We start from the raw sequence: 18,641 nt of genomic DNA, 5'->3' as shown, positions 1-18,641 counted from the left end.
GTGAAATCCTCCACTGGCCTCTGCCGCCGCCGGGCGTCCAGGTGCGACGATCGCGGCGCAACCCGGGGACCGCGTACGCGGCCTCGAGGAAGGAGAGAACCATGGTGGAATCCACCCCGCCCGAGGTGACCGCCCTCTACGGCGGACCGGCGACCCGGCGGGTCCGCACCCGCGACCTGATCGCCGCCAAGGAGCGCGGCGAGCGGTGGCCGATGCTCACCTCGTACGACCAGTACACGGCGGCGATCTTCGACGCCGCCGGCATTCCCGTGCTGCTGGTCGGCGACTCGGCCGCGAACAACGTCTTCGGCTACGAGACGACCCTGCCGGTGACCGCCGAGGAGCTGCTGCCGCTGGTCCGGGCGGTCGTCCGGGCCACCCGGCAGGCGCTGATCGTCGGCGACCTGCCGTTCGGCTCGTACGAGGAGGGGCCGACGCAGGCCCTGCGCACCGCCGTCCGGTTCATGAAGGAGGGCGGCTGCCACGCGGTGAAGCTGGAGGGCGGCCGGCGCTGCGCCGACCAGATCGCCGCGATCGTCGGCGCCGGCATCCCGGTGATGGCGCACATCGGCTTCACTCCGCAGAGCGAGCACACCCTCGGCGGGTACCGGGTGCAGGGCCGCGGTGACGCCGCCGACGAGGTGATCGCCGACGCCCGGGCGGTCGCCGAGGCGGGCGCCTTCGCCGTCGTGCTGGAGATGGTGCCCGGTGAGGTGGCCAAGCGGATCACCGCCGAGCTGAGCATCCCGACCGTGGGCATCGGCGCCGGCCCGGACACCGACGCCCAGGTGCTGGTCTGGCAGGACATGGCCGGCCTGCGTACCGGAAAGGCGCCGCGCTTCGTGAAGCGCTACGCCGACGTGGCCGGCGCGCTGACCGACGCGACCCGCCGCTTCGCCGACGAGGTCCGCGGCGGTCAGTTCCCGGCGGCCGAGCACACCTTCTAGGGGTACCGGAGGGCTCCCGGCCGACGTACCCGTCAGGCCGGGCGCCCTCCTTCCCGGGCACCCGGCCACTCTGACCACCGCGGGCCGGCTCGACGGGCGGATCGGTCGCGGCGCGGCCGGCTCGACGGGCGGGTCGGTGTCGGCGAGGCCGGGACGTTACCCTCCAGCACCATGCCGGACGCGAGCTTCCTCGACGCCACCCGCGACTCGTACGACGCGACGGCCGCCGAGTACGCCGACTGGCTCGCCACGGACCTGGACGGCCGGCCCCTCGACCGGGCGATGCTGGCCGCCTTCGCCGAACTGGTCCGCGCCAACGGTTCCGGTCCCGTCGCCGACGTCGGCTGCGGGCCGGGGCGCGTCACCATCCTGCTGCACGGCCTGGGGTTGGACGCGTTCGGCGTCGACCTCTCCCCCGGCATGGTGGCGCTGGCCCGCCGCACCTACCCGCACCTGCGGTTCGAGGTGGGCTCCATGCTCGCCCTGGACCTGCCGGACGCGTCCCTCGGCGGGCTGCTCGCCTACTACTCGGTCATCCACGTCCCGTGGGACCGTTGGCCGGACGTGTTCACCGAGTTCCATCGCGTTCTCGCACCGGGCGGGCCGCTGATGCTCGCCTTCCAGATCGGCGACGAGCGCTACCACCGCGACGAGGCCTTCGGCAAGGCGATCGACCTCGACTGGTACCGGCACCGCCCGGACGCGGTGGCCGGCCTGCTGCGGGACGCGGGCTTCGAGACGTGGGTGACGGTGGTGAAGGAGGCCGACGTAACCGAGCGGACCCAGCAGGCCATCGTCATCGCGCGTAAACCGGCCGCGGGGGCGTAGCTCGCCGCCCGGAGCCGCCGCGCGGACCCGCAGCGGTAGCGGTGACCTCCTGGTGGCGGCGGACGTCCACCCCGGCCGTCCCCGGCCGCACCTCGACCCTCAGGCGGCAGGGTGGGCCGGGGGAACAGTCGGCAGCTCACCGGGCGTGCCGCTGCTCTGGTAGTGGGTGGGTTCGCCCCGCGGACGCTGCCCGGACCGGCGGCCAGCAGGGACAGCGCGTGCCGGACGGTGTCGTCGGCGGCGCCGGGTCAGAGGTCGGTGACGCGGATGCCGGCGTGGGCCTTGTAGCGCTTGTTGATGGCGATCAGGTTGGCGGTGAGCGCCTCGACCTGGTGGGCGTTGCGCAGGCGGCCGGCGTAGATGCCACGCATCCCCGGGATCCGGGCGGCGAGGGCGCCGACGATGTCGACCACTTCCCGGTCCTCGGTGCAGATCAGCACGTCGAGCTCGATGCGGTCGATCTCCGGGTCGGCGAGGAGCGGGGCGCTGACGTGGTTGAACGCGGCGCACACCCGGGAGTCGGGCAGCAGGGCGGCGGCCTGCTGGACGGCGCTGCCCTCCTCGACGGTCAGCGCGTACGGGCCCTGCTTGTCGAAGCCGAGCGGGTTGACGCAGTCGACGACGATCTTGCCGGCGAGCGGCTCGGCGAGGGCGGCGACGGTGGCCGCGTGGCCGTCCCACGGCACGGCGATGATGACGACGTCGCTGCGCCGCGCGACGTCCTCGTTGCCGGCTCCGGTGACGCTGGCACCGGCGGCGACCCCGGGGAGGCTCCCGATCTCCGCGGCGGACTGGGCGGCCCGCTCCGCCGACCGGGATCCGATCAGCACGGTGTGGCCGGCCCGCGCGAACCGGTAGGCGAGACCCCGCCCCTGGTCGCCGGTGCCACCGATGATGCCGACGGTGAGCCCGGACACGTCGGGCAGGTTGCTCGCGTCGTAAGCCATGGCGACATCCTCGCAAACCCGCCGGCCCGAGAGCAGCGGCGAACGCTGTGACAAACCCCGCTGCCGACGCCGTCAAGGGTGCGCCGAGGGACAGGTGCGCCCCGGCCCGACGCGGCAGACCTCCCCCCGACTTCTCGATCCGGAGCGGGAACCGGGCAGCGGGCAGCGGGCAACGGGCAACGGGCAACGGGCAACGGGCAACCTGTCAGGCGCGCTCGAAGGCCACCGTACGGGTGGTGGGGTCGGCGGTGACCAGGCGGACCCGGATCCGTTCGCCCAGCGGAAGGTCGCCGACGCAGCGGGCGCGGACCGGCGGGTCGTCCAGGGCCACCGTCCCACCGGGCGGGCGGCCGGGCCGGGACCGGCCGTTCGGGGGTGCGTCGACGTCCAGCACCGCCGCGTCGAATGTTTCCCCGACCCGATGCTCCAGCAACACGGCCTCGGCGAGTTCGACGGCGCCACGGGTGGCGGCGGAGGCGGTGCGGTCGGTCGCCGCCATCACCTCGGGCAGCTTCGGCAGCGCCGACCGCGCCCAGTCGGGGACGTCGCGGCCGTCGTGCAGGGCCAGGCAGACCTCGGTGGCGTACCGATCGGCCAGGCGCCGCAACGGCGCCGTGACATGGGCGTACGCGGCCGCGACCCCGCCGTGCTCCGGCTGGTCCGGGAGCGCGGCGTCGAATGCGGTGTACGCGGCGCCGCGCATCAGCTCGGCCGCCTGGTCGATGAACGCCGCCGCCCGGGGCTGTGTCGGGTCCAACCCGGCGATCACCTCACCGGGGCCCGCCCCGTCCGGCCAGGGCACGCCCAGCGGGGCGGCCGCGGCCCGCAGCCGCTCCACCGCCTCCGGTTTCGGGGCCGGCATCGTCCGCAGCAGACCGATCCGCCCGGCGAGCATGATGTCGGCGGCCGCCATCCCGGTCAGCAGCGAGATCTGGGCGTTGTGCTCCTCCAGCGGCACCGGCCCGCGCAGCACCAGCCGCCAGCCGTCACCGTCCGGCTCCACGTCCTGCTCCGGTAACGGCAGGTTGATGGCGCCCCGGCGCAGGCCGCGCGCGGTCAACAGGGCGCCGACGTCGGGCAGCAGGGCGATGGGCTCCGGCAACCGGCCCGCGTCGGCGTCCGCCTGCACGCCGTCGTAGTCGAGCTGCGCCCGGCTGCGGACCAGCGCCCGCTCCACGTGGACCGCGACCGTCGCGCCGTCGCCGTCCAGGTCGATCGTCCACACGACGGCGGCCCGGTCGACGCCCGGCAACAGGCTGGCCGCTCCCTCACTCAGCGTTCCGGGGTGCAGCGGCACGGTGCCGTCCGGCAGGTAGACCGTCTGCCCGCGCCGCCACGTCTCCTCCTCCAGCGCCCCGCCGGGGCGGACGTGGGCGGCGACGTCGGCGATCGCGTACGTGACCCGGAAGCCGCCGCCCGCCCGGCGCGCGAGGTGCATCGCCTGGTCGAGGTCCCGCGAGCCGGCGGGGTCGATCGTCACGAACGGAACGTCGGTGCGGTCCACGGCCGGCCGGGGCGGGTCGGCCGCCGCGGCGTCGGCCTCCCGCTGCGCCGCAGCGGGGAAACCGCCCGGGAGGTGCAGCTCGCGGCGCAGTGCGCCGAAGTCGATGCGGGGCGCGAGGACACGTCGGATCACCACGGCGTCCATCCTGACAGCGCCCGGCCCGAACCGCTTTCCCGCAGCACCGAGCGCCGCCGTGACTCCCGGCCACCGCCCTTCCACCGGCACCTGGCGGAGCGCCGGCGCCCAGGCCACCGCCACCCCGGCACCGCCCGCCGCCGGCCGGCACCTGTCACCGGTACGGCCGGTCCTGCCACCACCGCGACCCGGGCAACCGGATCGTGTGGCAGCGCGGGGGCCCCTGACCGGTGGGGCGTTCGCGGGACGGGACCGGGACGTGCCGCCGGAGAGGTCGGCGCCTGGGGTCAGCCGGTCGTCTTGCGGGCGACTGCCCGCGTACCCCGGGTGGTGGTGGCCCGGCCCGCCGCGGAGCGGGCCGGCGCCTTGCGGGCCGTGGTCGTGCGGGCCGTGGTCCTGGTCGCGGTGGTCTTCCGCGCCGGGGCCTTCTTCGCCGCCGTGGTCGTCTTCTTGGCGGTGACCTTCTTGGCTGGGACCTTCTTCGCCGCGGTGGGCCGCGCGGTGGCGGTCGGTCGGGTCGAGGGGGCCTTCTTGGCGGGGGCCTTCTTCGCGGGTGCCTTCTTCGCCGCGGTCTTCTTGGCCGTCGCGGTGGTCTTCTTCGCGCCCGAGGTGACCTTGCGGGCGGCGGTCCCCGTCTTCGTGGGGGCCTTCTTCGCCGCCGTGGTGGCCTTGGTCCGCGCGGTGGCGGTCTTCTTCGCGGCCGTGCCCTTCGCCGCGGCGGTGGTCTTCTTCGCGGTCGCGGTGGTCTTCTTCGCCGCGGCCGTGGTGGTCTTCTTCGCCGCCGCCGTGGTCTTCTTCGTGGCGGGGGCCTTCTTCGCCGCCACGGCGGTCTTCTTCGCCGCGACGCCGGCCTTCTTCGCGCCGGGGGCCTTCTTGGCGGGAGCCTTCTTGGCGGGAGCCTGCTTCGCCGGGGTCTGCTTCGCCGGGGCCTTCGCGGCGGTGGTCCTCTTCGCCGGGGTCCGGCCGGCGCCGCCGGCCGCCTTGCTGGCCGGGGCCTTCTTCGCCGCCGTCGAGGACGTCCGCGCCGTCCGGGTCGCCCCGGCGGTGCGCTCCGCGGCGGCGGTCTTCTTCGCGGCGGTACGGCGGGCGGCCGGGCGGGTGGCCTGCTGTGCTACGGCCATCTCGGTTTCCCTCCTTGGGGACGTGCCCGCACCGTCGCGGAGCACGCGGTACCTCGACGCGGGCCTCCCGCGCCGCCTATCTGTCCTCCCCGGCCCAGCGGGCGTCCTCGGCGTCCCATGCTTCGTTGCGGTCCCGCACCTGCTGGAGCGCGTTCTCGGCGTCGGCGGCTGAGGCGTACGGCCCGAGAACGTGCCGGGCGGGGCACACGTCGGCATCGGTCTCGACCCGGTGGTGTCGGGTGCACCAGTAGTAGTGCCCCCCGATTCCGCTGTCGCTCATGGGATCACTGTGCACCGCGATCCACCCGGCCGCCACCGGAACACCGCAAGTCGCCGATGATCTCCACAGTAGACGTGCTCCCGGCCATAGGGGGCGCGAACAGCGAAAACAGCCACCGACGGACCCGGGCGACACCACGCGCCCACTCGCCCGCCGCCGCCTGGCGGGCATCGGCTGAACGGCCGGTACCGCCACGGGAAGCCCGCCGGCACAATCGGCGCTCATGATCGACACGACGGCGGTCGACGGCACGTGCCCGCGATGTGGCACGGCCGCGGTCTCCCAGCTCGAAGCGACGCCGTGGTGCCCGTCGTGCGAGTGGAACCTGGAGGCGTACGACGAGAAGCGGAGCCGCCCGCTCTTCGGCTGGCGGTGGCTGGACCGCCGGGCGCACCACCTCGGCTACCGGATGACCCGCCGGCAGTTCGACCGGCTGCTGGGACGCCCGCTCGATGCCACCGGTGCGGGAGCGGCGACCGTCATCACGACAGTCGCCTCGGTGGTGCTGTTCCTCGGGGTGGCGACCCTCGCCGGCACCGGGATCTGGTTGGTCGTCGGTCATCCATTCCCGGGCCCGTCGATCCTGCTCGCCGTACCGTTGCTCGCCCTGGCCATCGGACTGCGGCCCCGGTTCGGTCGGCTCGACCCGTACGCGGAGGTCCTGTCCCGCGACCGCGCGCCCGAACTGTTCGGCCTGGTGGAGGAGGTGGCGCGGGCGGTGGGCAGCCCGGCGCCCGACGTCATCGCGGTCGACGACGACCTGAACGCGTACGCGCAGGCGGTCGGCGTCCGTCGCCGCCGGGTGCTGTGCCTCGGGCTGCCCTACTGGGGGGCCCTCGGCCCGCAGGAACGGGTCGCCCTGCTGGGGCACGAGTTGGGGCACTTCGTCAACGGAGACCCGCGGCGCATGCTGCTCACCCAGCCCGCGTTCACCACGCTCGGATCGGCGGCGGACCTGCTCCGCCCGGCACCGTCGACCGAGCGCGGCCTCGTCGAGATGGTTGGCGCGGCCCTCGGACGGGTGCTCCAGTGGCCCCTGTCCCGCCTGCTGTTCGCACTGCACCTGGTGCTGGTGTGCGTCGCGTTGCGGGACAGCCAGCGGGCCGAGTACCTGGCCGACGAGCTGTCCGCGAAGGTGGCGGGCACAACGGCCGCGACGGACCTGCTGGACGTCACCCTGCGGGTCGAGTCGATGGAGCTCGCCGTACGCCGGGAGGCCCGGGCGGGGCACGGGCCGGCACGGTGGCGGGCGGCGTTCGCCGAGGCTCGGGTGGCCAACGCCGGCCGGCTGCCGCAGCTGCGGCAGCTGTCGGCCCGCGAGGAGGCGTCGCTGTTCTCCACCCACCCACCCACCGGCCTGCGGCGGCTGATGCTCGACGGCCGGGAGCGGCACGAACCGGCCGTGGTGCTCACCGAAGGGCGGTCGGCCCGGATCGACGAGGAGCTGGCGAAGGAGTACGAGACGGTGCGCCGGAACCTGGCCTGGTGAACCCGGTTAGGGTCACCCGATGGGCGTCCCCGAGTACATCCGGCAGTTGCGCGCGCACGTGGGCCGCGACCTCCTCCTGCTGCCGAGCGTCAGCGCCGTGGTCCGCAACGACACGGGCGAACTGTTGCTCGCGCAGCGCGCCGACGACGCGCGCTGGTCGGTGGTGAGCGGTGTCCTGGAGCCGGGCGAGCAGCCGACGACAGCGGTGGTCCGGGAGGTACGGGAGGAGACCGGTCTGGACGTCGAACCGGTACGGCTGAGCAGCGTCCTCACGCACCCGCACACCTATCCCAACGGGGACCGGTGCGAGTTCGTGAACCTGGGATTCCGGTGCCGGCTGACGGGCGGCACGGCGCGGGTCAACGACGACGAGTCGATGGCCGTGGGGTGGTTCCCGCCGGACCGGCTGCCCGAGTTGGACCGACACGCGCGGCTGGTCATCGGGTACGCGCTCGACGACGGTGCGGCGGCGGGCTTCCTGCCGCCCGGGGTGGCGTGGACGTGAACGCGGACGCGGACGTCCGCCGCTACCTGACCGGGCTGGTCGCGGCCGGCCGCGCCGTGCTCGGGAACCGCCTGGTCGGCGCGTACGCGGCCGGCTCGGTCGGGCTGGGCGCGTACCAGCCGTCTCGCAGCGACGTCGACGTCGCGCTGGTCAGCGCGGACGCCCTCGACGAGGAACGGAAGCGGACCCTGGTGGCGCGGCTGCGGCACGAGGCACTGCCGTGCCCGGCCCGGGGGCTGGAGCTGGTGGTCTACCGGTGGGAGGTCGCCCGGTCCGGCAGCGCCGAACCCGGCTTCGAGGTCGAGCTCAACACCGGGGCGCGGATGCCGTTCCGGGCCACGTACGACCCGGCGGACCGGCCGGCCACCGACGGCCACTTCTGGTACGGGCTGGACCGCAGCATCCTGCACCAGCACGGGTACGCGCTGTTCGGCCCGCCGGCCCGCGAGGTCTTCGCCGACCTGTCCCCCGCCGACCTGCGCCGGCTCCTCGTCGACGCGCTGTCCTGGTGGCTCGCCCGGCCCCTGTCGCCCGGCGACGCGGCGGCGCCGGGCACGGAGGACGCGGTGCTCGGCGCGGCCCGCGCGCTGGTGCGGTTCCGCCACGGCGAGTGGCTGGCCAAGGCCGATGCCGGGCGCCGGCTCGCCGGGGTCCTCCGCACGGAACCGGCGTGGGGCGACGCACCGGACCTGCTGGAGCGGGCTGTCGCCGCCCGCAACGGTGGCGAGTCACCGCGCGGGCCGGAGGCACACGACTTCCAGCGCCGGGTGCTGGCCGAGATCACCGGCGGGTGACCCGACCGACTCGTCGGACTCGGCGCGGTGGAGGTCGACCGATGGCTGGACTGCCGTACCCTCCGCGCGCCCGGCGGCCACCTCCTGTGCGTCATCCCCCCGCACAGCGACCCGGCGACCTTCGAGAAGCACTCCCACGCCTGGCGGTAACTCGCCGGTGATGACGGCCGACCCACCGCCCTCGCCTGTTCGTCCACTTGCGCCACCACGACTCGGCCCGGCCGAGCGAACAGCGCATATTACAGGGGCGCAGCGACGCCGAAGGATCTCACCTGGGCCACAGCACGGCGGTAGACAGCAGAAGCGACGCGACGAGCAGGCCCAACCCGGTTGCGAGGAGAGCGTCCAGCCGAGGCTTGAACCAAGGGCTGCGGTGGGTCACGGCGAGGGCGAGCCACGCCACAGGTGCGGCCACCACGAAGAGCGGCAGCAGATAGATCGACATGTAGAGTCCGCTGAGCCAGCTTGAGAACAGCGCCAACAGCACAACGACGACCCCGTGAGCGGCGAGAAGGTATCCGGGCACGTACAGGCAGGTCCGCCACGCCCGAGGCGAAGTTGGCTGGGCTTGCATCGAGTCCCCCCGGTCGCGAACTCCGCATCCCCGCGCACGGTGCGGCCACTGGTCGGGCACCGACCTCCGGACATCGCGGTTCAGGGTGCCGTCGTCGCAGGCGATGGCCAGCCTGGTGGCTGTGACGTGGATGGTGACGGTGCAGCCGGCCGAGGGCAATTCTTCCATGACCATCCCGCTGCCGGAAGCGCTGCCGCAAGGTGTCAGCTCGGCCAGCCAATGGCGTCGAGGAACTCGTCCACCGCGACCACGACTCGGCTGAGCACCGCGATCGACTCGGTAAGCGGACCAGGTACGTACATGCCGTGATCCGCGCCGTCCACCTCCAGCACGTGCGGGGACAGCCGGCGGGCGATGTCACCGTCCCACAGTTTGTCGGCAGTGCCACCCACGAGCAGGAATGGCGCGGTTGCACGGTCCAACGCGTCAGCCACCCACGGCAGTGTGAGCAAGGGCGTGAGCCATACGGCGGGCAGACATCTGTCGGCGGCAATCGCTGCCGCATTCGTGCCGAGCGACTTGGCGATCAGCAGTGGGTGACCGCCGACAGTGTCGATCAGCGGAGCGATCTCGCCACTGACCCAGCCCTCGATCTCTGGCTGATCAAGCTTCGGAAGGGCCTGAGACCACGAGTATCGGTGCACCGTCGCGCCTCGCTGCTCCGCCACATCGCCGGCATACATCAGCAGGGGAGCACCCGGTCCGAACCTCCCGCCGGGAATCACGACAGCGTCCGCCACGCGGACGACCTTATCTCGCTTCCGATGGGACAGGATTGCCGTGTTCCGCAACGGGCCGCACGCACCGCCGCTTGGGCGCGCGCCGGCCGCTGCCGCTGTCGCTCTGCGGCCGTCACGCCTGATGCCCGGCGGCTGGCGCGGAGGGCGGGGAGCCCGGAGCGCCAGACCGACAGATCGTTGACGGTCGACAAAGGCGTGTCCACACGGGCCCCTGCCGCCAGTGACGGTTGCAGCGCCTGATCAAAAATGCACGATGGCAACAACTGGCGACATGGACCGACGCACCTTCCAAACTGAACGGTGGCTAGGGAAGTCGCTAGGCTGACCAACTCGGGTGACGGTTGGAAGGAGGAGGGTTGAGGCACGGCCGGCGCGACCGTAAGCGTTGGGAGCAGGTCGTGGAGGTCCTGGCCGTCATCATGCTGGCTATACCGACGAGCCTGATTCTGTTCTCCGCTGACCTGTTGTGGCGGGACGGCTTGGCGGCAGGCGTCCTGCTGCTGGCTACGTTCACGGTTCCACCGGTTCTGGCGCTCTGGCTGATCGAGCGTCGGGGCCGCCAGCGGTGAGTAGAGGATCGGGCATCTCCTGCAACGGAGCCAGCTCCTCTCAAGCTTTCACGCCCTCAAGATCAGGGCGTCCCCAGGGCGTCAGGGCGTCTCCAGGGCGTCGATCGCCAGCCAACAATGACCGCCAACGCCCATAGACAGCCGGGCATACGGCGAGGTCGCAGCCTTGATCGAGGCTGCGACCTGGTGGGCGACGGACGAGTCGACCTGTACGCCGGATTCTGTGCGCGGCGCGTACCCGGGGGTTCGCGCCGGCGGCGGTCATCCATCTCGGCCTGCCGTCACCGACAGGCTCCAGCGGCCTACCCGCAGACATCGGGCGGGCCGCCCTCGAACGTCTGCGCGGACCGTCACCTCGCGGTGGCGACCCTTTCTTGGCCTTGCTCCGGGTGGGGTTTACCGAGCCACCCCGGTCACCCGGGGTGCTGGTGGGCTCTTACCCCACCGTTTCACCCTTACCGTCCCGTTTCGGGTCGGCGGTCTGTTTTCTGTGGCACTGTCCCGCGGGTCACCCCGGGTTGCCGTTAGCAACCACCCTGCCCTGTGGAGTCCGGACGTTCCTCGGCGGCGGGTTTCAGCCCGCCGACGCGACCGCCCGGTCGACTCGTCCGTCGCGCACTCATCCTAACGACGCGGCGGCCGCCCCCATTTCCGCCCCGAACGGGCCTGGATGATCGACTCGGTGCCGCCGGCACAGCGGTGTCGCACGGCACCGGACAGGCCGATGCCGGCGGCACGGCGTTGATCTCAGATCCCGGGCGACGCGGAGGGGATCACGGCCGGTGTGACCTCGCCGACCGCGACCGGCGACGACGCGGCACGCGTACTAGCCTGCGGGATCATGGACATCGCCGACGCCGTGCTGCTCGTCGCCGCCGGTCTCGCCGCGGGCACGGTGAACGCCGTGGCCGGCGGCGGTTCGCTCATCACCTTCCCGGCGATGATCGCGGTCGGGCTGCCGCCGATCCCGGCCAACGTGAGCAACTCGGTCGCGGTCTTCCCGGGGTACGTGGCGAGCGTCGCCGGCAGCCAGCAGGATCTGCCCCGCGGGCGCGCGCTGGCCATCCTGGTGCCCACCACGGTCCTCGGCGCGGTGGCCGGGGCGGCGCTGCTGCTGGCCACGCCGGCACGGGCGTTCGAGCTGGTCGTACCCTTCCTGGTGCTCGGCGCCACGGCGGTGCTGGCCTTCCAGGACCCGCTGCGCCGATTGGTCGGGCACCCGCGCGACCTGTCGCCGCGCCGCCGTACCGTCTCGGTCCAGACCATGGTCGCGGTCGGCGCGGTGTACGGCGGCTACTTCGGCGCGGCGCTCGGAGTGATGCTGGTCGCGGGGCTGGCGCTGGTCCTGGACGCGACGCTGGCCCGGGTCAGCGCGATCAAGAACCTGCTGTCCGCGGTGGTGGGGCTCACCACGCTGGTGGTGTTCGCGCTCTTCGGGCCGGTGAACTGGGCGGCCGTCGCGCTGGTCGCGCCGGCCACGCTGGTCGGGGGGTACGCCGGCGCCCGGCTGGTCCGCCGGCTGCCGTCGGTGGCGCTCAAGACCGTGATCGTCGTGTTCGGCTCGGTCATCGGGCTGTACCTGCTCTGGCGCGCGGTGCGCTGACCAGCCGCCCCCCGCGAGCGGGCCGCCCCGGCGCGACGCTCGCCGGCCGGCCGCGGCCGCGACCGCCCCGTGGCACAGGCGTTGGGAAGGGCCCCTTGTACAACGCCAGGCGTTAACAAGGGGCCCTTCCTTACCCCTCAGGCGACGGGCTCCGGGGCCGCGTCGGCGCCGCGGCGCTCGCCCGGGGTGACCCGCGGGTCGCCCTCGTCGGCGAAGTAGTCGTCCGGCGAGGTGCCGTCGCCGCCGTCGTGCACCTTCCCGGCCCGCAGCGCCAGGGTCACCAGCGCCGCCACCACCAGGTTGACCAGTACGGTCACGAACCCGACGTAGATGGTCATCTTGGTGTCGAACCCGAACTTCTCCAGCGGGAACGCGGAGCCGCCGAAGTGCTTCCGGGTCGGGCTGGACACCTGGTAGAGCATCCACATGCCCAGCGCCATGCCGACCGCCCAGCCGGCGATCAGCGCGCCCCGGTGGAACCAGCGGGTGTAGAGGCCGAGCGCCACCGCCGGCAGCGTCTGGAGGATGATGACGCCGCCGATCAGTTGGAGGTCGATGGAGAACTGCGGGTCGAGGAAGACGATGCAGGCCACCGCACCGACCTTCACCAGCAGCGAGGTCACCTTCGACACCTGCGCCTCCTGCGCCGGTGTGGCGTCGCGCCGCAGGTACTCCTTGTAGATGTTGCGGGTGAACAGGTTCGCCGCCGCGATGGACATGATCGCCGCCGGCACGAGCGCGCCGATGCCGATGGCCGCGTACGCGACGCCGGCGAACCAGTCCGGGAACTGCTGGTCGAACAGCACGGGCACGACCGTGTTGTTGTCCACGCTGCCCTCGGTGGCGCCGGGCAGGGGCTTCACGCCGGCCGAGATGGCCATGAAGCCGAGCAGCGCGATGAGCCCCAGCAGCAGGCTGTACGCGGGCAGCGCGGACATGTTCCGCTTGATCACGTCCCGGTTCCGGCTGGCCAGCACACCGGTGAGGCTGTGCGGGTAGAGGAACAGCGCCAGCGCCGAGCCGAACGCCAGGGTGACGTACTGGAGCTGGTTGTTCGCGTTCAGCAGGATGCCGTCGTTCGGGTTCGGCGAGGCCTGGAACTTCGCGTCCGCCGCGTCGAAGATCGAACCCCAGCCGCCCAGCTTGTACGGCAGCCAGAGCACCGCCACCAGGATGACGATGTAGATCAGCGTGTCCTTGACGAACGCGATGAGCGCCGGCGCGCGCAGGCCCGACTGGTACGTGTACGCGGCCAGGATCGCGAACGCGATGATGATCGGCAGGTGCCGGGCGAACGCGCTCTCGCCGGTGACACCCATCGTCTTGAGCACCGCCTCGATGCCGACCAGTTGCAGCGCGATGTACGGCATGGTGGCCACGATGCCGGTGATCGCCACCAGCAGCGCCAGCACCGGGGAGTCGAACCGGCTGCGGACGAAGTCCGCCGGGGTGACGAAGCCGTGCCGGTGCGACACCGACCAGAGCCGGCAGAGCACCAGGAAGACCAGCGGGTAGATCACGATGGTGTACGGCACCGCGAAGAAGCCCATCGCGCCCGCGCCGAACACCAGCGCCGGCACCGCCACGAAGGTGTACGCGGTGTAGAGGTCACCGCCGACGAGGAACCAGGTGATCCAGCCGCCGAAGTTGCGCCCGCCCAGCCCCCACTCGTCGAGGTGGGCCATGTCCTTCGGCGCGCGCCAGCGCGCCGCGACGAAGCCCATCGCGCTGACCAGCAGGAACAGCGCCGTGAAGATGATGATCTCGGTGAGGTGGTCCTGCCACATCAGCGGTCACCCCGCTTCTTCGTCATCTGGTAGACGAGCGTGGTGGTCGCGACGCCGAGCAGGATGTACGTGAGCTGGAGCCAGTAGAAACGCGGGAAGCCGAGGATCCGCGGCGAGTCGGCGTTGAAGAGCACGGGGATCAGCGGGACGAGGATCGGCACGAAGAGGAGCCAGTTCCACGGGCTCTTGTCCTTCGCCCGGGTCCTCGCGGTAGCCCGCGTCTCCGGGTCGGGTGCGGCCATCGGCACACCTCCGGTGGGTGGTTGGACATGTGACGGCCGGAGGCTACGGCCGTGTGAGCGCCGTCACGTTCGATCAAGGAACCCCGCTGCGCCGAACGGCCGATCCGGTGCGCCGAACGGCGGGGCACCGGCGGACGTGTGGATCTGGCACGATGCCCCGATGCCGAGCTTCTCCTCGTACGACGGCACGACCCTCGCCTACCACCGCCTCGGCGACGGCCCGCCGCTGGTCTGCCTGCCGGGCGGCCCGAGCCAGGCGTCGCGCTACCTCGGCGACCTCGGCGGCCTGTCCGCGGGCCGGACGCTGCTGCTGCTCGACAGCCGGGGCACCGGCGACTCCGCGGTGCCGGCGGACCCGTCGAGCTACCGCTGCGACCGGGTCGTCGAGGACGTCGAGGCGTTCCGCGCCCACCTGGGACTGGACCGGATGGACCTGCTCGCCCACTCGGCCGGCGCCAGTGTCGCGCACCTGTACGCCACCCGGTTCGCCCACCGGCTCCGCCGGCTGGTGCTGGTCACGCCGAGCCTGCGCCTGCTGGCTACCGCGCCGGTGGGCATGGCGGAGGCGCTCGCCGGCCGCTCCGCCGAGCCCTGGTACGCCGACGCGACGGCGGCGATGGACGCGTGGGGGGAGGCGCTCAAGCGTGGCGCCGACGACACCGAGATCGCACCGCTGCGGCTGGCCGCCGCCCCGTTCCTGTACGGCGAGTGGACCGAGCGGGCACGGGCGCACGCCGAGGCCCAGGAGCACGACCGGGCGCCGGCGGCGGCCGTCGGCTTCTACGCCGGCGTCGACGTCGACCGGGACGCCCTCCGGGCGGCGCTGACCGAGGTGGGAGTGCCCACCCTGGTGGTGGCCGGCGCGCTGGACCCCGCGCCGACGCCGGAGTTCGCCCACGAGTTGGCCGAGCTGCTGCCGAACGCCGAACTGGTGGTGCTGCCCCGGTCCGGCCACGTACCGTTCGTCGACGAGCCGAACGAGTTCGCCGGCACCGTGGAGCGGTTCCTCGCCGACTGAGCGGCGGTCGCCGAACCGGCGCCGTACCCGACCGCCGCCGACTCAGTCGGCCGGGAGGTGGGCGGTCTCGTTGACGGAGCGGACGGCGACACCGCCGTCCGGCCACAGGTCCACCACCGAGATGCCGGCGGCGTCGAGGAACAGCCGGTGCAGGAGGGTGTCACCGGCCCCGAGCGCGTCGCGCAGGATCAGCTTGATCGGCGACACGTGCGAGACCACGACGACGGTCTCCCCCCGGTACGCCTGCCGCAGCCCGTCGACCGCACGGCGGCTGCGCGCGGCGACCTCGGCGAACGACTCGCCGTCCGGCGGCGCGACCTTCGTGGAGGCGAGCCAGGCGTCCATCTCTCCCGCCCAGCCCTCGCGTACCTCGGCGAAGGTCCGCCCCTCCCACGCGCCGAAGTCGCACTCGACGAGGTCGTCGTCGAGGCGTACCGGGAGGCCGCCGAGCGCGGCGGCGATGGCCTCGGCGGTGTGCGTACACCGGGACAGGGGTGAGCTGACCACGGCCGCGACGGACGGGGCCAGCGCGGCGACCCGGGTGGCCGTGGCCTTGACCTGGGCCCGGCCGCGCGCGGACAGCGGCACGTCGCCGCGACCGGAGTAGCGGCGCTGCTCGGTGTACTCGGTTTCGCCGTGCCGGACCAGGACCAGGCGGGTGGCGGTGAAGCTGGGCCGCGGCTCCCAGGAGGCGGGAGCGGTCGCCGGGTCGGTGCCGGTGGTCCGCGCGGTGGCCGCGCGGGCCGCCGCCTCGCGGGCCGCCGCCCGCGCCGGCGAGTCGGGTGCGGCGACCTCGCGGGGAGGCTCGGCGGGGCGCGCCGGGCGCGCCGGGGCACCGGCGGCGGCGTCCATCGCGGCGTTGGCCAGCGCGTCGGCGTGCCGGTTGCGCTCGCGGGGGATCCAGGTGAACCGGACGGCGGCGAACCGGCCGACCAGCCCGGCCGCCTGGGCGGCGAGGGGGCGCAGGCCGGGGTGCTTGATCTGCCAGCGGCCGCACATCTGCTCGACCACGAGCTTGGAGTCCATCCGGACCTCGACCTCGCCGGCGCCCAGTTCGGCGGCGGCCTCCAGCCCGGCGATCAGGCCCCGGTACTCGGCGACGTTGTTGGTCGCGGTGCCGATCGCCTCCGAGCGCTCGGCCAGCACCTCACCGGTGTCCCGGTCCCGGACGACCGCACCGTACCCGGCGGGGCCGGGATTACCCCGGGACCCGCCGTCGGCCTCGACGACGACCACGCGCGGCGCCATCGACTACAGACCGGACTCGTTGGTGCGGACCATGATCCGGCGGCACTCCTCGCAGCGCACCACGTCGTCCGGGTCCGCCTTGCGGATCCGGGCCAGGTCGGCGCCGGACAGCTCCAGCCGGCACCCGCCGCACCGCCCGGCGGTGAGCAGGGCCGCGCCGAGGCCGGTGTCCTCCCGGATCCGGTCGTAGAGCGTGACCAGGTCGGCGGGGAGGTCCGCGGCGAGCGGCTGCCGCGCGCCCCGCTTGAACTCCTCCTCCTTGGCGATCCCGGCCAGGCTCTCGTCGCGGCGCTGCTCGACGGCGGCCCGCTTCTCCCGTGCCTCCGCGAGCCGCTTCTCGACGCCGTCGAGGACGCCCTGCGCGGTCTCCCGCTGCTCCATCAGCTCCAGCTCGGCGTCCTCCAGGTCGCCCTGGCGACGGTTGAGGGAGGCCAGTTCGTGCTGGAGGGCCTCCAGCTCCCGGGCCGGGCCGGTACCGGCGGCGAGCCGGTCCTCGTCCTTGCTCTTGCGGGCGCGGACCTGGTCGATGTCCTTCTCCAGCCGGGCGATGTCCCGGTCCAGGTCGTCCACGGCGACCTGGGCGCGGACGCGCTCGTCCTCCAGCGCGGACAGCTCCCGGGCGAGGGCCTCCAGCTCGGCCCGCTCGGGCAGGGCCCGGCGGCGGTGGGCGAGCTGGGCGAGGGCGGTGTCGATCGCCGCCAGGTCGAGCAGGCGGCGCTGGACGTTCGGGTCAGCCTTCACGGTCGGGCTCCTTGTCGTCCGCCGCGGGTGGGGCGGCGTGTACGGTCCACGGGTCGGTGTCCAGGTCGGACACCAGCGTCTCGACCCCGGTCGTCTCCCGCAGGAGCGCGGCCAGGTCGTCCAGCCAGGGTCGTTCGGTCGCCCAGTGGGCGGCGTCGAGCAGGGCGGGCCCGCCGGTGGCCAGGTGTTCACCGGCGGGGTGGTGCCGCAGGTCGGCGGTGAGGAAGGCGTCCACCCCGGCGGCGGTCGCGTCGCCGAGGAAGCTGTCGCCGGAGCCGCCGCTGACGGCGAGGGTACGCACGATGCGTCCCGGGTCGCCGGCGGCTCGGACGCCCCAGGCGGTGGCGGGCAGCACGGCGGCCGCGTGGCGGGTCAGCTCGGCGAGGGTCATCGGCTCGGGGAGTTCGCCGATCCGGCCGATCCCCCGGCCGTCGCCGTGCGCGGGCGAGCCCGGGGCGGGCCGGTGCAGCGGGCGCAGCCCGGTCAGCCCGAACCGGGCGGCGAGCGCGTCCGAGACGCCCGGTTCGGCCACGTCCGCGTTGGTGTGCGCCACGTAGAGCGCGATGTCCGCCTTGATCAGGCGGTGGATGATCCGCCCCTTGTACGTGGTCGGGGCGACCGACGACACCCCGCGCAGCAGCAGCGGATGGTGGGCGACGATCATGTCGACCCCGGCGTCGACCGCCTCGGCGACCGTCTCCGGCACGACGTCAACCACGCAGAGCACCCGCCGGACCGGCCCGCCCGGTTCGCCGAGCACCAGCCCGACGCGGTCCCACTCCTCGGCCCACGCCGGCGGGTAGCGCCGCTCCAGCTCCGCCACCACGTCGGCGACGGTCGGCGGGAGTGCGGGAGTGCTCACGGCGGGCCAGCTTACCGGCGCAGGCGGCGACGGGGCGCGTCGCCACCCGGACGCGACCCGTCGCGCCGCCGGCACCGCCCTGGTGATCGTGCCCGTGCCGGCGGTCGAGCGGCGGTCGACCGCCGTCCGTCAGGCGGCGGAGGCCGCCGGTGACCGGTCCCGCAGCGCGGCCACCGCGACCTCCCAGGGGAAGGTGTGCAGGTGGCGCTCGCCGGAGCCCGGCGGGTGCAACGGGACGACGTGGTCGCCGAACAGCACGGTCACACCCCACTCGGTCAGCCGGCCGAGACCCGCCCGGAACGCCGGGTGCGCGGCCATCGCCGTGTTCGTGTACGGCACCGCCACCAGCGGCACCCCCAGCCCCTGGGCCTCGACGAGGAGCCCGAGGGCCAGGGTGTCGGCGATGCCGGCCGCCCACTTGTTGACCGTGTTCACCGTCGCCGGGCAGACGATCATCGCGTCGGCCGGCGGCAGGACGTCCGGGTCGCCCGGGTTCTTGTAGTGCGTACGCACCGGGTGCCCGGTCTGGCCGGCCAGCGCCGGCCGGTCGATGAACTTCGCACCGTCCGGCGTGGTGACCGCGCAGACCTCCCACCCGTCCTGCTGGGCCAGCTCGACGAGCCGGCCGACGTGCCGCGCCAGCGGCGAGCCGCAGACGATGACGTAGAGCACCTCGCGGTGCTCACTCTGGTGCGGGCCGGCCATCA

20 protein-coding genes and 1 other RNA gene are annotated in these 18,641 nt (G+C 73.6%); 8 read left to right on the top strand and 13 right to left on the bottom strand.

Going from position 1 to position 18,641, the window contains the following annotated elements:
- Positions 1 to 101: 101 nt before the first annotated feature.
- Positions 102 to 947, top strand: a complete 846-nt coding sequence (gene panB, locus ACN26Y_RS15440; protein WP_155330935.1) for a 3-methyl-2-oxobutanoate hydroxymethyltransferase — start codon at positions 102 to 104, stop codon at positions 945 to 947.
- A 171-nt stretch (positions 948 to 1,118) separates the two neighbouring features.
- A complete protein-coding gene (locus ACN26Y_RS15435) occupies positions 1,119 to 1,775 on the top strand; it encodes a class I SAM-dependent DNA methyltransferase (protein WP_155330934.1) in 657 nt (218 codons plus the stop codon).
- Between the two features lie 248 nt (positions 1,776 to 2,023).
- Here ACN26Y_RS15435 and npdG read toward each other — a convergent pair whose 3' ends face one another.
- From npdG to ACN26Y_RS15415, 4 genes are all read right to left on the bottom strand, one after another.
- The gene (npdG, locus tag ACN26Y_RS15430; RefSeq protein ID WP_155330933.1) at positions 2,024 to 2,722 is read right to left on the bottom strand and encodes an NADPH-dependent F420 reductase; all 699 of its coding nucleotides are present in this window, start codon (positions 2,720 to 2,722) and stop codon (positions 2,024 to 2,026) included.
- A 205-nt stretch (positions 2,723 to 2,927) separates the two neighbouring features.
- Entirely contained in the window at positions 2,928 to 4,361 is a 1,434-nt protein-coding gene (locus ACN26Y_RS15425) for an RNB domain-containing ribonuclease (protein ID WP_155330932.1), read from the bottom strand.
- Positions 4,362 to 4,648: 287 nt separating this feature from the next.
- On the bottom strand, positions 4,649 to 5,482 hold the full coding sequence (locus ACN26Y_RS15420; RefSeq protein WP_422734872.1) for a histone: 834 nt from the start codon (positions 5,480 to 5,482) through the stop codon (positions 4,649 to 4,651).
- Positions 5,483 to 5,558: 76 nt separating this feature from the next.
- Positions 5,559 to 5,762 (bottom strand): hypothetical protein, encoded by a 204-nt coding sequence (locus tag ACN26Y_RS15415; protein ID WP_155330930.1) that lies wholly within the window; start codon positions 5,760 to 5,762, stop codon positions 5,559 to 5,561.
- Between the two features lie 223 nt (positions 5,763 to 5,985).
- On the opposite strand from ACN26Y_RS15415, the gene ACN26Y_RS15410 reads away from it, so the two are divergent.
- The 3 genes from ACN26Y_RS15410 to ACN26Y_RS15400 are packed head-to-tail and all read left to right on the top strand — an operon-like array spanning position 5,986 to position 8,550.
- Positions 5,986 to 7,251: a M48 family metallopeptidase gene (locus tag ACN26Y_RS15410; protein WP_155330929.1), complete on the top strand. Its 1,266-nt coding sequence runs from the start codon at positions 5,986 to 5,988 to the stop codon at positions 7,249 to 7,251.
- 19 nt (positions 7,252 to 7,270) lie between these two features.
- Positions 7,271 to 7,756: an NUDIX hydrolase gene (locus tag ACN26Y_RS15405; RefSeq protein WP_422734871.1), complete on the top strand. Its 486-nt coding sequence runs from the start codon at positions 7,271 to 7,273 to the stop codon at positions 7,754 to 7,756.
- Positions 7,753 to 8,550 carry a nucleotidyltransferase domain-containing protein gene (locus ACN26Y_RS15400; RefSeq protein ID WP_155330927.1) on the top strand — a complete coding sequence of 266 codons (798 nt, stop codon included), beginning with the start codon at positions 7,753 to 7,755 and terminating at the stop codon, positions 8,548 to 8,550. The genes ACN26Y_RS15405 and ACN26Y_RS15400 overlap by 4 nt, the downstream gene beginning before the upstream one ends.
- 268 nt (positions 8,551 to 8,818) lie before the next feature.
- Here the strand turns inward: ACN26Y_RS15400 and ACN26Y_RS15395 are convergent, their stop codons facing one another.
- Positions 8,819 to 8,995, bottom strand: coding sequence for a hypothetical protein (locus ACN26Y_RS15395; protein WP_155330926.1), 177 nt, complete (start codon positions 8,993 to 8,995; stop codon positions 8,819 to 8,821).
- 332 nt (positions 8,996 to 9,327) lie between these two features.
- Positions 9,328 to 9,864, bottom strand: a complete 537-nt coding sequence (locus tag ACN26Y_RS15390) for an alpha/beta hydrolase (protein ID WP_155330925.1) — start codon at positions 9,862 to 9,864, stop codon at positions 9,328 to 9,330.
- A gap of 398 nt (positions 9,865 to 10,262) precedes the next feature.
- Between ACN26Y_RS15390 and ACN26Y_RS15385 the strand changes: the two genes are divergently transcribed.
- The gene (locus ACN26Y_RS15385) at positions 10,263 to 10,433 is read left to right on the top strand and encodes a hypothetical protein (RefSeq protein WP_366598834.1); all 171 of its coding nucleotides are present in this window, start codon (positions 10,263 to 10,265) and stop codon (positions 10,431 to 10,433) included.
- A gap of 194 nt (positions 10,434 to 10,627) precedes the next feature.
- Here ACN26Y_RS15385 and rnpB read toward each other — a convergent pair.
- An RNA gene (rnpB, locus tag ACN26Y_RS15380) (RNase P RNA component class A) lies at positions 10,628 to 11,040 on the bottom strand.
- A gap of 234 nt (positions 11,041 to 11,274) precedes the next feature.
- Here rnpB and ACN26Y_RS15375 point away from each other — a divergent pair.
- The gene (locus tag ACN26Y_RS15375; protein WP_422734870.1) at positions 11,275 to 12,036 is read left to right on the top strand and encodes a sulfite exporter TauE/SafE family protein; all 762 of its coding nucleotides are present in this window, start codon (positions 11,275 to 11,277) and stop codon (positions 12,034 to 12,036) included.
- Between the two features lie 137 nt (positions 12,037 to 12,173).
- On the opposite strand, the gene mctP is transcribed toward ACN26Y_RS15375, so the two are convergent.
- Together mctP and ACN26Y_RS15365 are read right to left on the bottom strand one after the other, a co-directional pair.
- Positions 12,174 to 13,823 carry a monocarboxylate uptake permease MctP gene (gene mctP / locus ACN26Y_RS15370; protein WP_155330922.1) on the bottom strand — a complete coding sequence of 550 codons (1,650 nt, stop codon included), beginning with the start codon at positions 13,821 to 13,823 and terminating at the stop codon, positions 12,174 to 12,176.
- On the bottom strand, positions 13,823 to 14,065 hold the full coding sequence (locus ACN26Y_RS15365; protein WP_155330921.1) for a DUF3311 domain-containing protein: 243 nt from the start codon (positions 14,063 to 14,065) through the stop codon (positions 13,823 to 13,825). The genes mctP and ACN26Y_RS15365 overlap by 1 nt, the downstream gene beginning before the upstream one ends.
- Positions 14,066 to 14,225: 160 nt before the next feature.
- Here ACN26Y_RS15365 and ACN26Y_RS15360 point away from each other — a divergent pair, with 160 nt between their 5' ends.
- Positions 14,226 to 15,083: an alpha/beta fold hydrolase gene (locus ACN26Y_RS15360; RefSeq protein ID WP_155330920.1), complete on the top strand. Its 858-nt coding sequence runs from the start codon at positions 14,226 to 14,228 to the stop codon at positions 15,081 to 15,083.
- Positions 15,084 to 15,125: 42 nt separating this feature from the next.
- Here the strand turns inward: ACN26Y_RS15360 and ACN26Y_RS15355 are convergent, their stop codons facing one another.
- The 4 genes from ACN26Y_RS15355 to ACN26Y_RS15340 form a co-directional block, all read right to left on the bottom strand.
- On the bottom strand, positions 15,126 to 16,331 hold the full coding sequence (locus ACN26Y_RS15355; RefSeq protein WP_155330919.1) for a bifunctional RNase H/acid phosphatase: 1,206 nt from the start codon (positions 16,329 to 16,331) through the stop codon (positions 15,126 to 15,128).
- Positions 16,332 to 16,334: 3 nt separating this feature from the next.
- Entirely contained in the window at positions 16,335 to 17,072 is a 738-nt protein-coding gene (locus ACN26Y_RS15350; RefSeq protein WP_155330918.1) for a zinc ribbon domain-containing protein, read from the bottom strand.
- The gene (locus ACN26Y_RS15345; protein WP_422734938.1) at positions 17,062 to 17,898 is read right to left on the bottom strand and encodes a Nif3-like dinuclear metal center hexameric protein; all 837 of its coding nucleotides are present in this window, start codon (positions 17,896 to 17,898) and stop codon (positions 17,062 to 17,064) included. Before ACN26Y_RS15345 ends, ACN26Y_RS15350 begins: the two co-directional genes overlap by 11 nt.
- Before the next feature lie 165 nt (positions 17,899 to 18,063).
- Positions 18,064 to 18,639: a flavoprotein gene (locus tag ACN26Y_RS15340; protein ID WP_155330916.1), complete on the bottom strand. Its 576-nt coding sequence runs from the start codon at positions 18,637 to 18,639 to the stop codon at positions 18,064 to 18,066.
- Positions 18,640 to 18,641: the final 2 nt, after the last annotated feature.

It is taken from the genome of Micromonospora sp. WMMD558, from assembly GCF_049315255.1.
Classification (GTDB): Bacteria; Actinomycetota; Actinomycetes; order Mycobacteriales; family Micromonosporaceae; genus Micromonospora.
Note: the sequence above shows the minus strand (reverse complement) of the source record. Positions and strands in the feature narration are given on the sequence as shown.

Coding starts and splice junctions, on each gene's coding strand:
- ACN26Y_RS15420 (WP_422734872.1), bottom strand. CDS start 5,482: ATGGCCGTAGCACAGCAGGCCACCCGCCCGGCCGCCCGCCGTACCGCC.
- ACN26Y_RS15405 (WP_422734871.1), top strand. CDS start 7,271: ATGGGCGTCCCCGAGTACATCCGGCAGTTGCGCGCGCACGTGGGCCGC.
- ACN26Y_RS15340 (WP_155330916.1), bottom strand. CDS start 18,639: ATGGCCGGCCCGCACCAGAGTGAGCACCGCGAGGTGCTCTACGTCATC.
- ACN26Y_RS15435 (WP_155330934.1), top strand. CDS start 1,119: ATGCCGGACGCGAGCTTCCTCGACGCCACCCGCGACTCGTACGACGCG.
- mctP (WP_155330922.1), bottom strand. CDS start 13,823: ATGTGGCAGGACCACCTCACCGAGATCATCATCTTCACGGCGCTGTTC.
- ACN26Y_RS15365 (WP_155330921.1), bottom strand. CDS start 14,065: ATGGCCGCACCCGACCCGGAGACGCGGGCTACCGCGAGGACCCGGGCG.
- ACN26Y_RS15415 (WP_155330930.1), bottom strand. CDS start 5,762: ATGAGCGACAGCGGAATCGGGGGGCACTACTACTGGTGCACCCGACAC.
- ACN26Y_RS15355 (WP_155330919.1), bottom strand. CDS start 16,331: ATGGCGCCGCGCGTGGTCGTCGTCGAGGCCGACGGCGGGTCCCGGGGT.
- panB (WP_155330935.1), top strand. CDS start 102: ATGGTGGAATCCACCCCGCCCGAGGTGACCGCCCTCTACGGCGGACCG.
- ACN26Y_RS15360 (WP_155330920.1), top strand. CDS start 14,226: ATGCCGAGCTTCTCCTCGTACGACGGCACGACCCTCGCCTACCACCGC.
- ACN26Y_RS15395 (WP_155330926.1), bottom strand. CDS start 8,995: ATGTCGATCTATCTGCTGCCGCTCTTCGTGGTGGCCGCACCTGTGGCG.
- ACN26Y_RS15375 (WP_422734870.1), top strand. CDS start 11,275: ATGGACATCGCCGACGCCGTGCTGCTCGTCGCCGCCGGTCTCGCCGCG.
- npdG (WP_155330933.1), bottom strand. CDS start 2,722: ATGGCTTACGACGCGAGCAACCTGCCCGACGTGTCCGGGCTCACCGTC.
- ACN26Y_RS15410 (WP_155330929.1), top strand. CDS start 5,986: ATGATCGACACGACGGCGGTCGACGGCACGTGCCCGCGATGTGGCACG.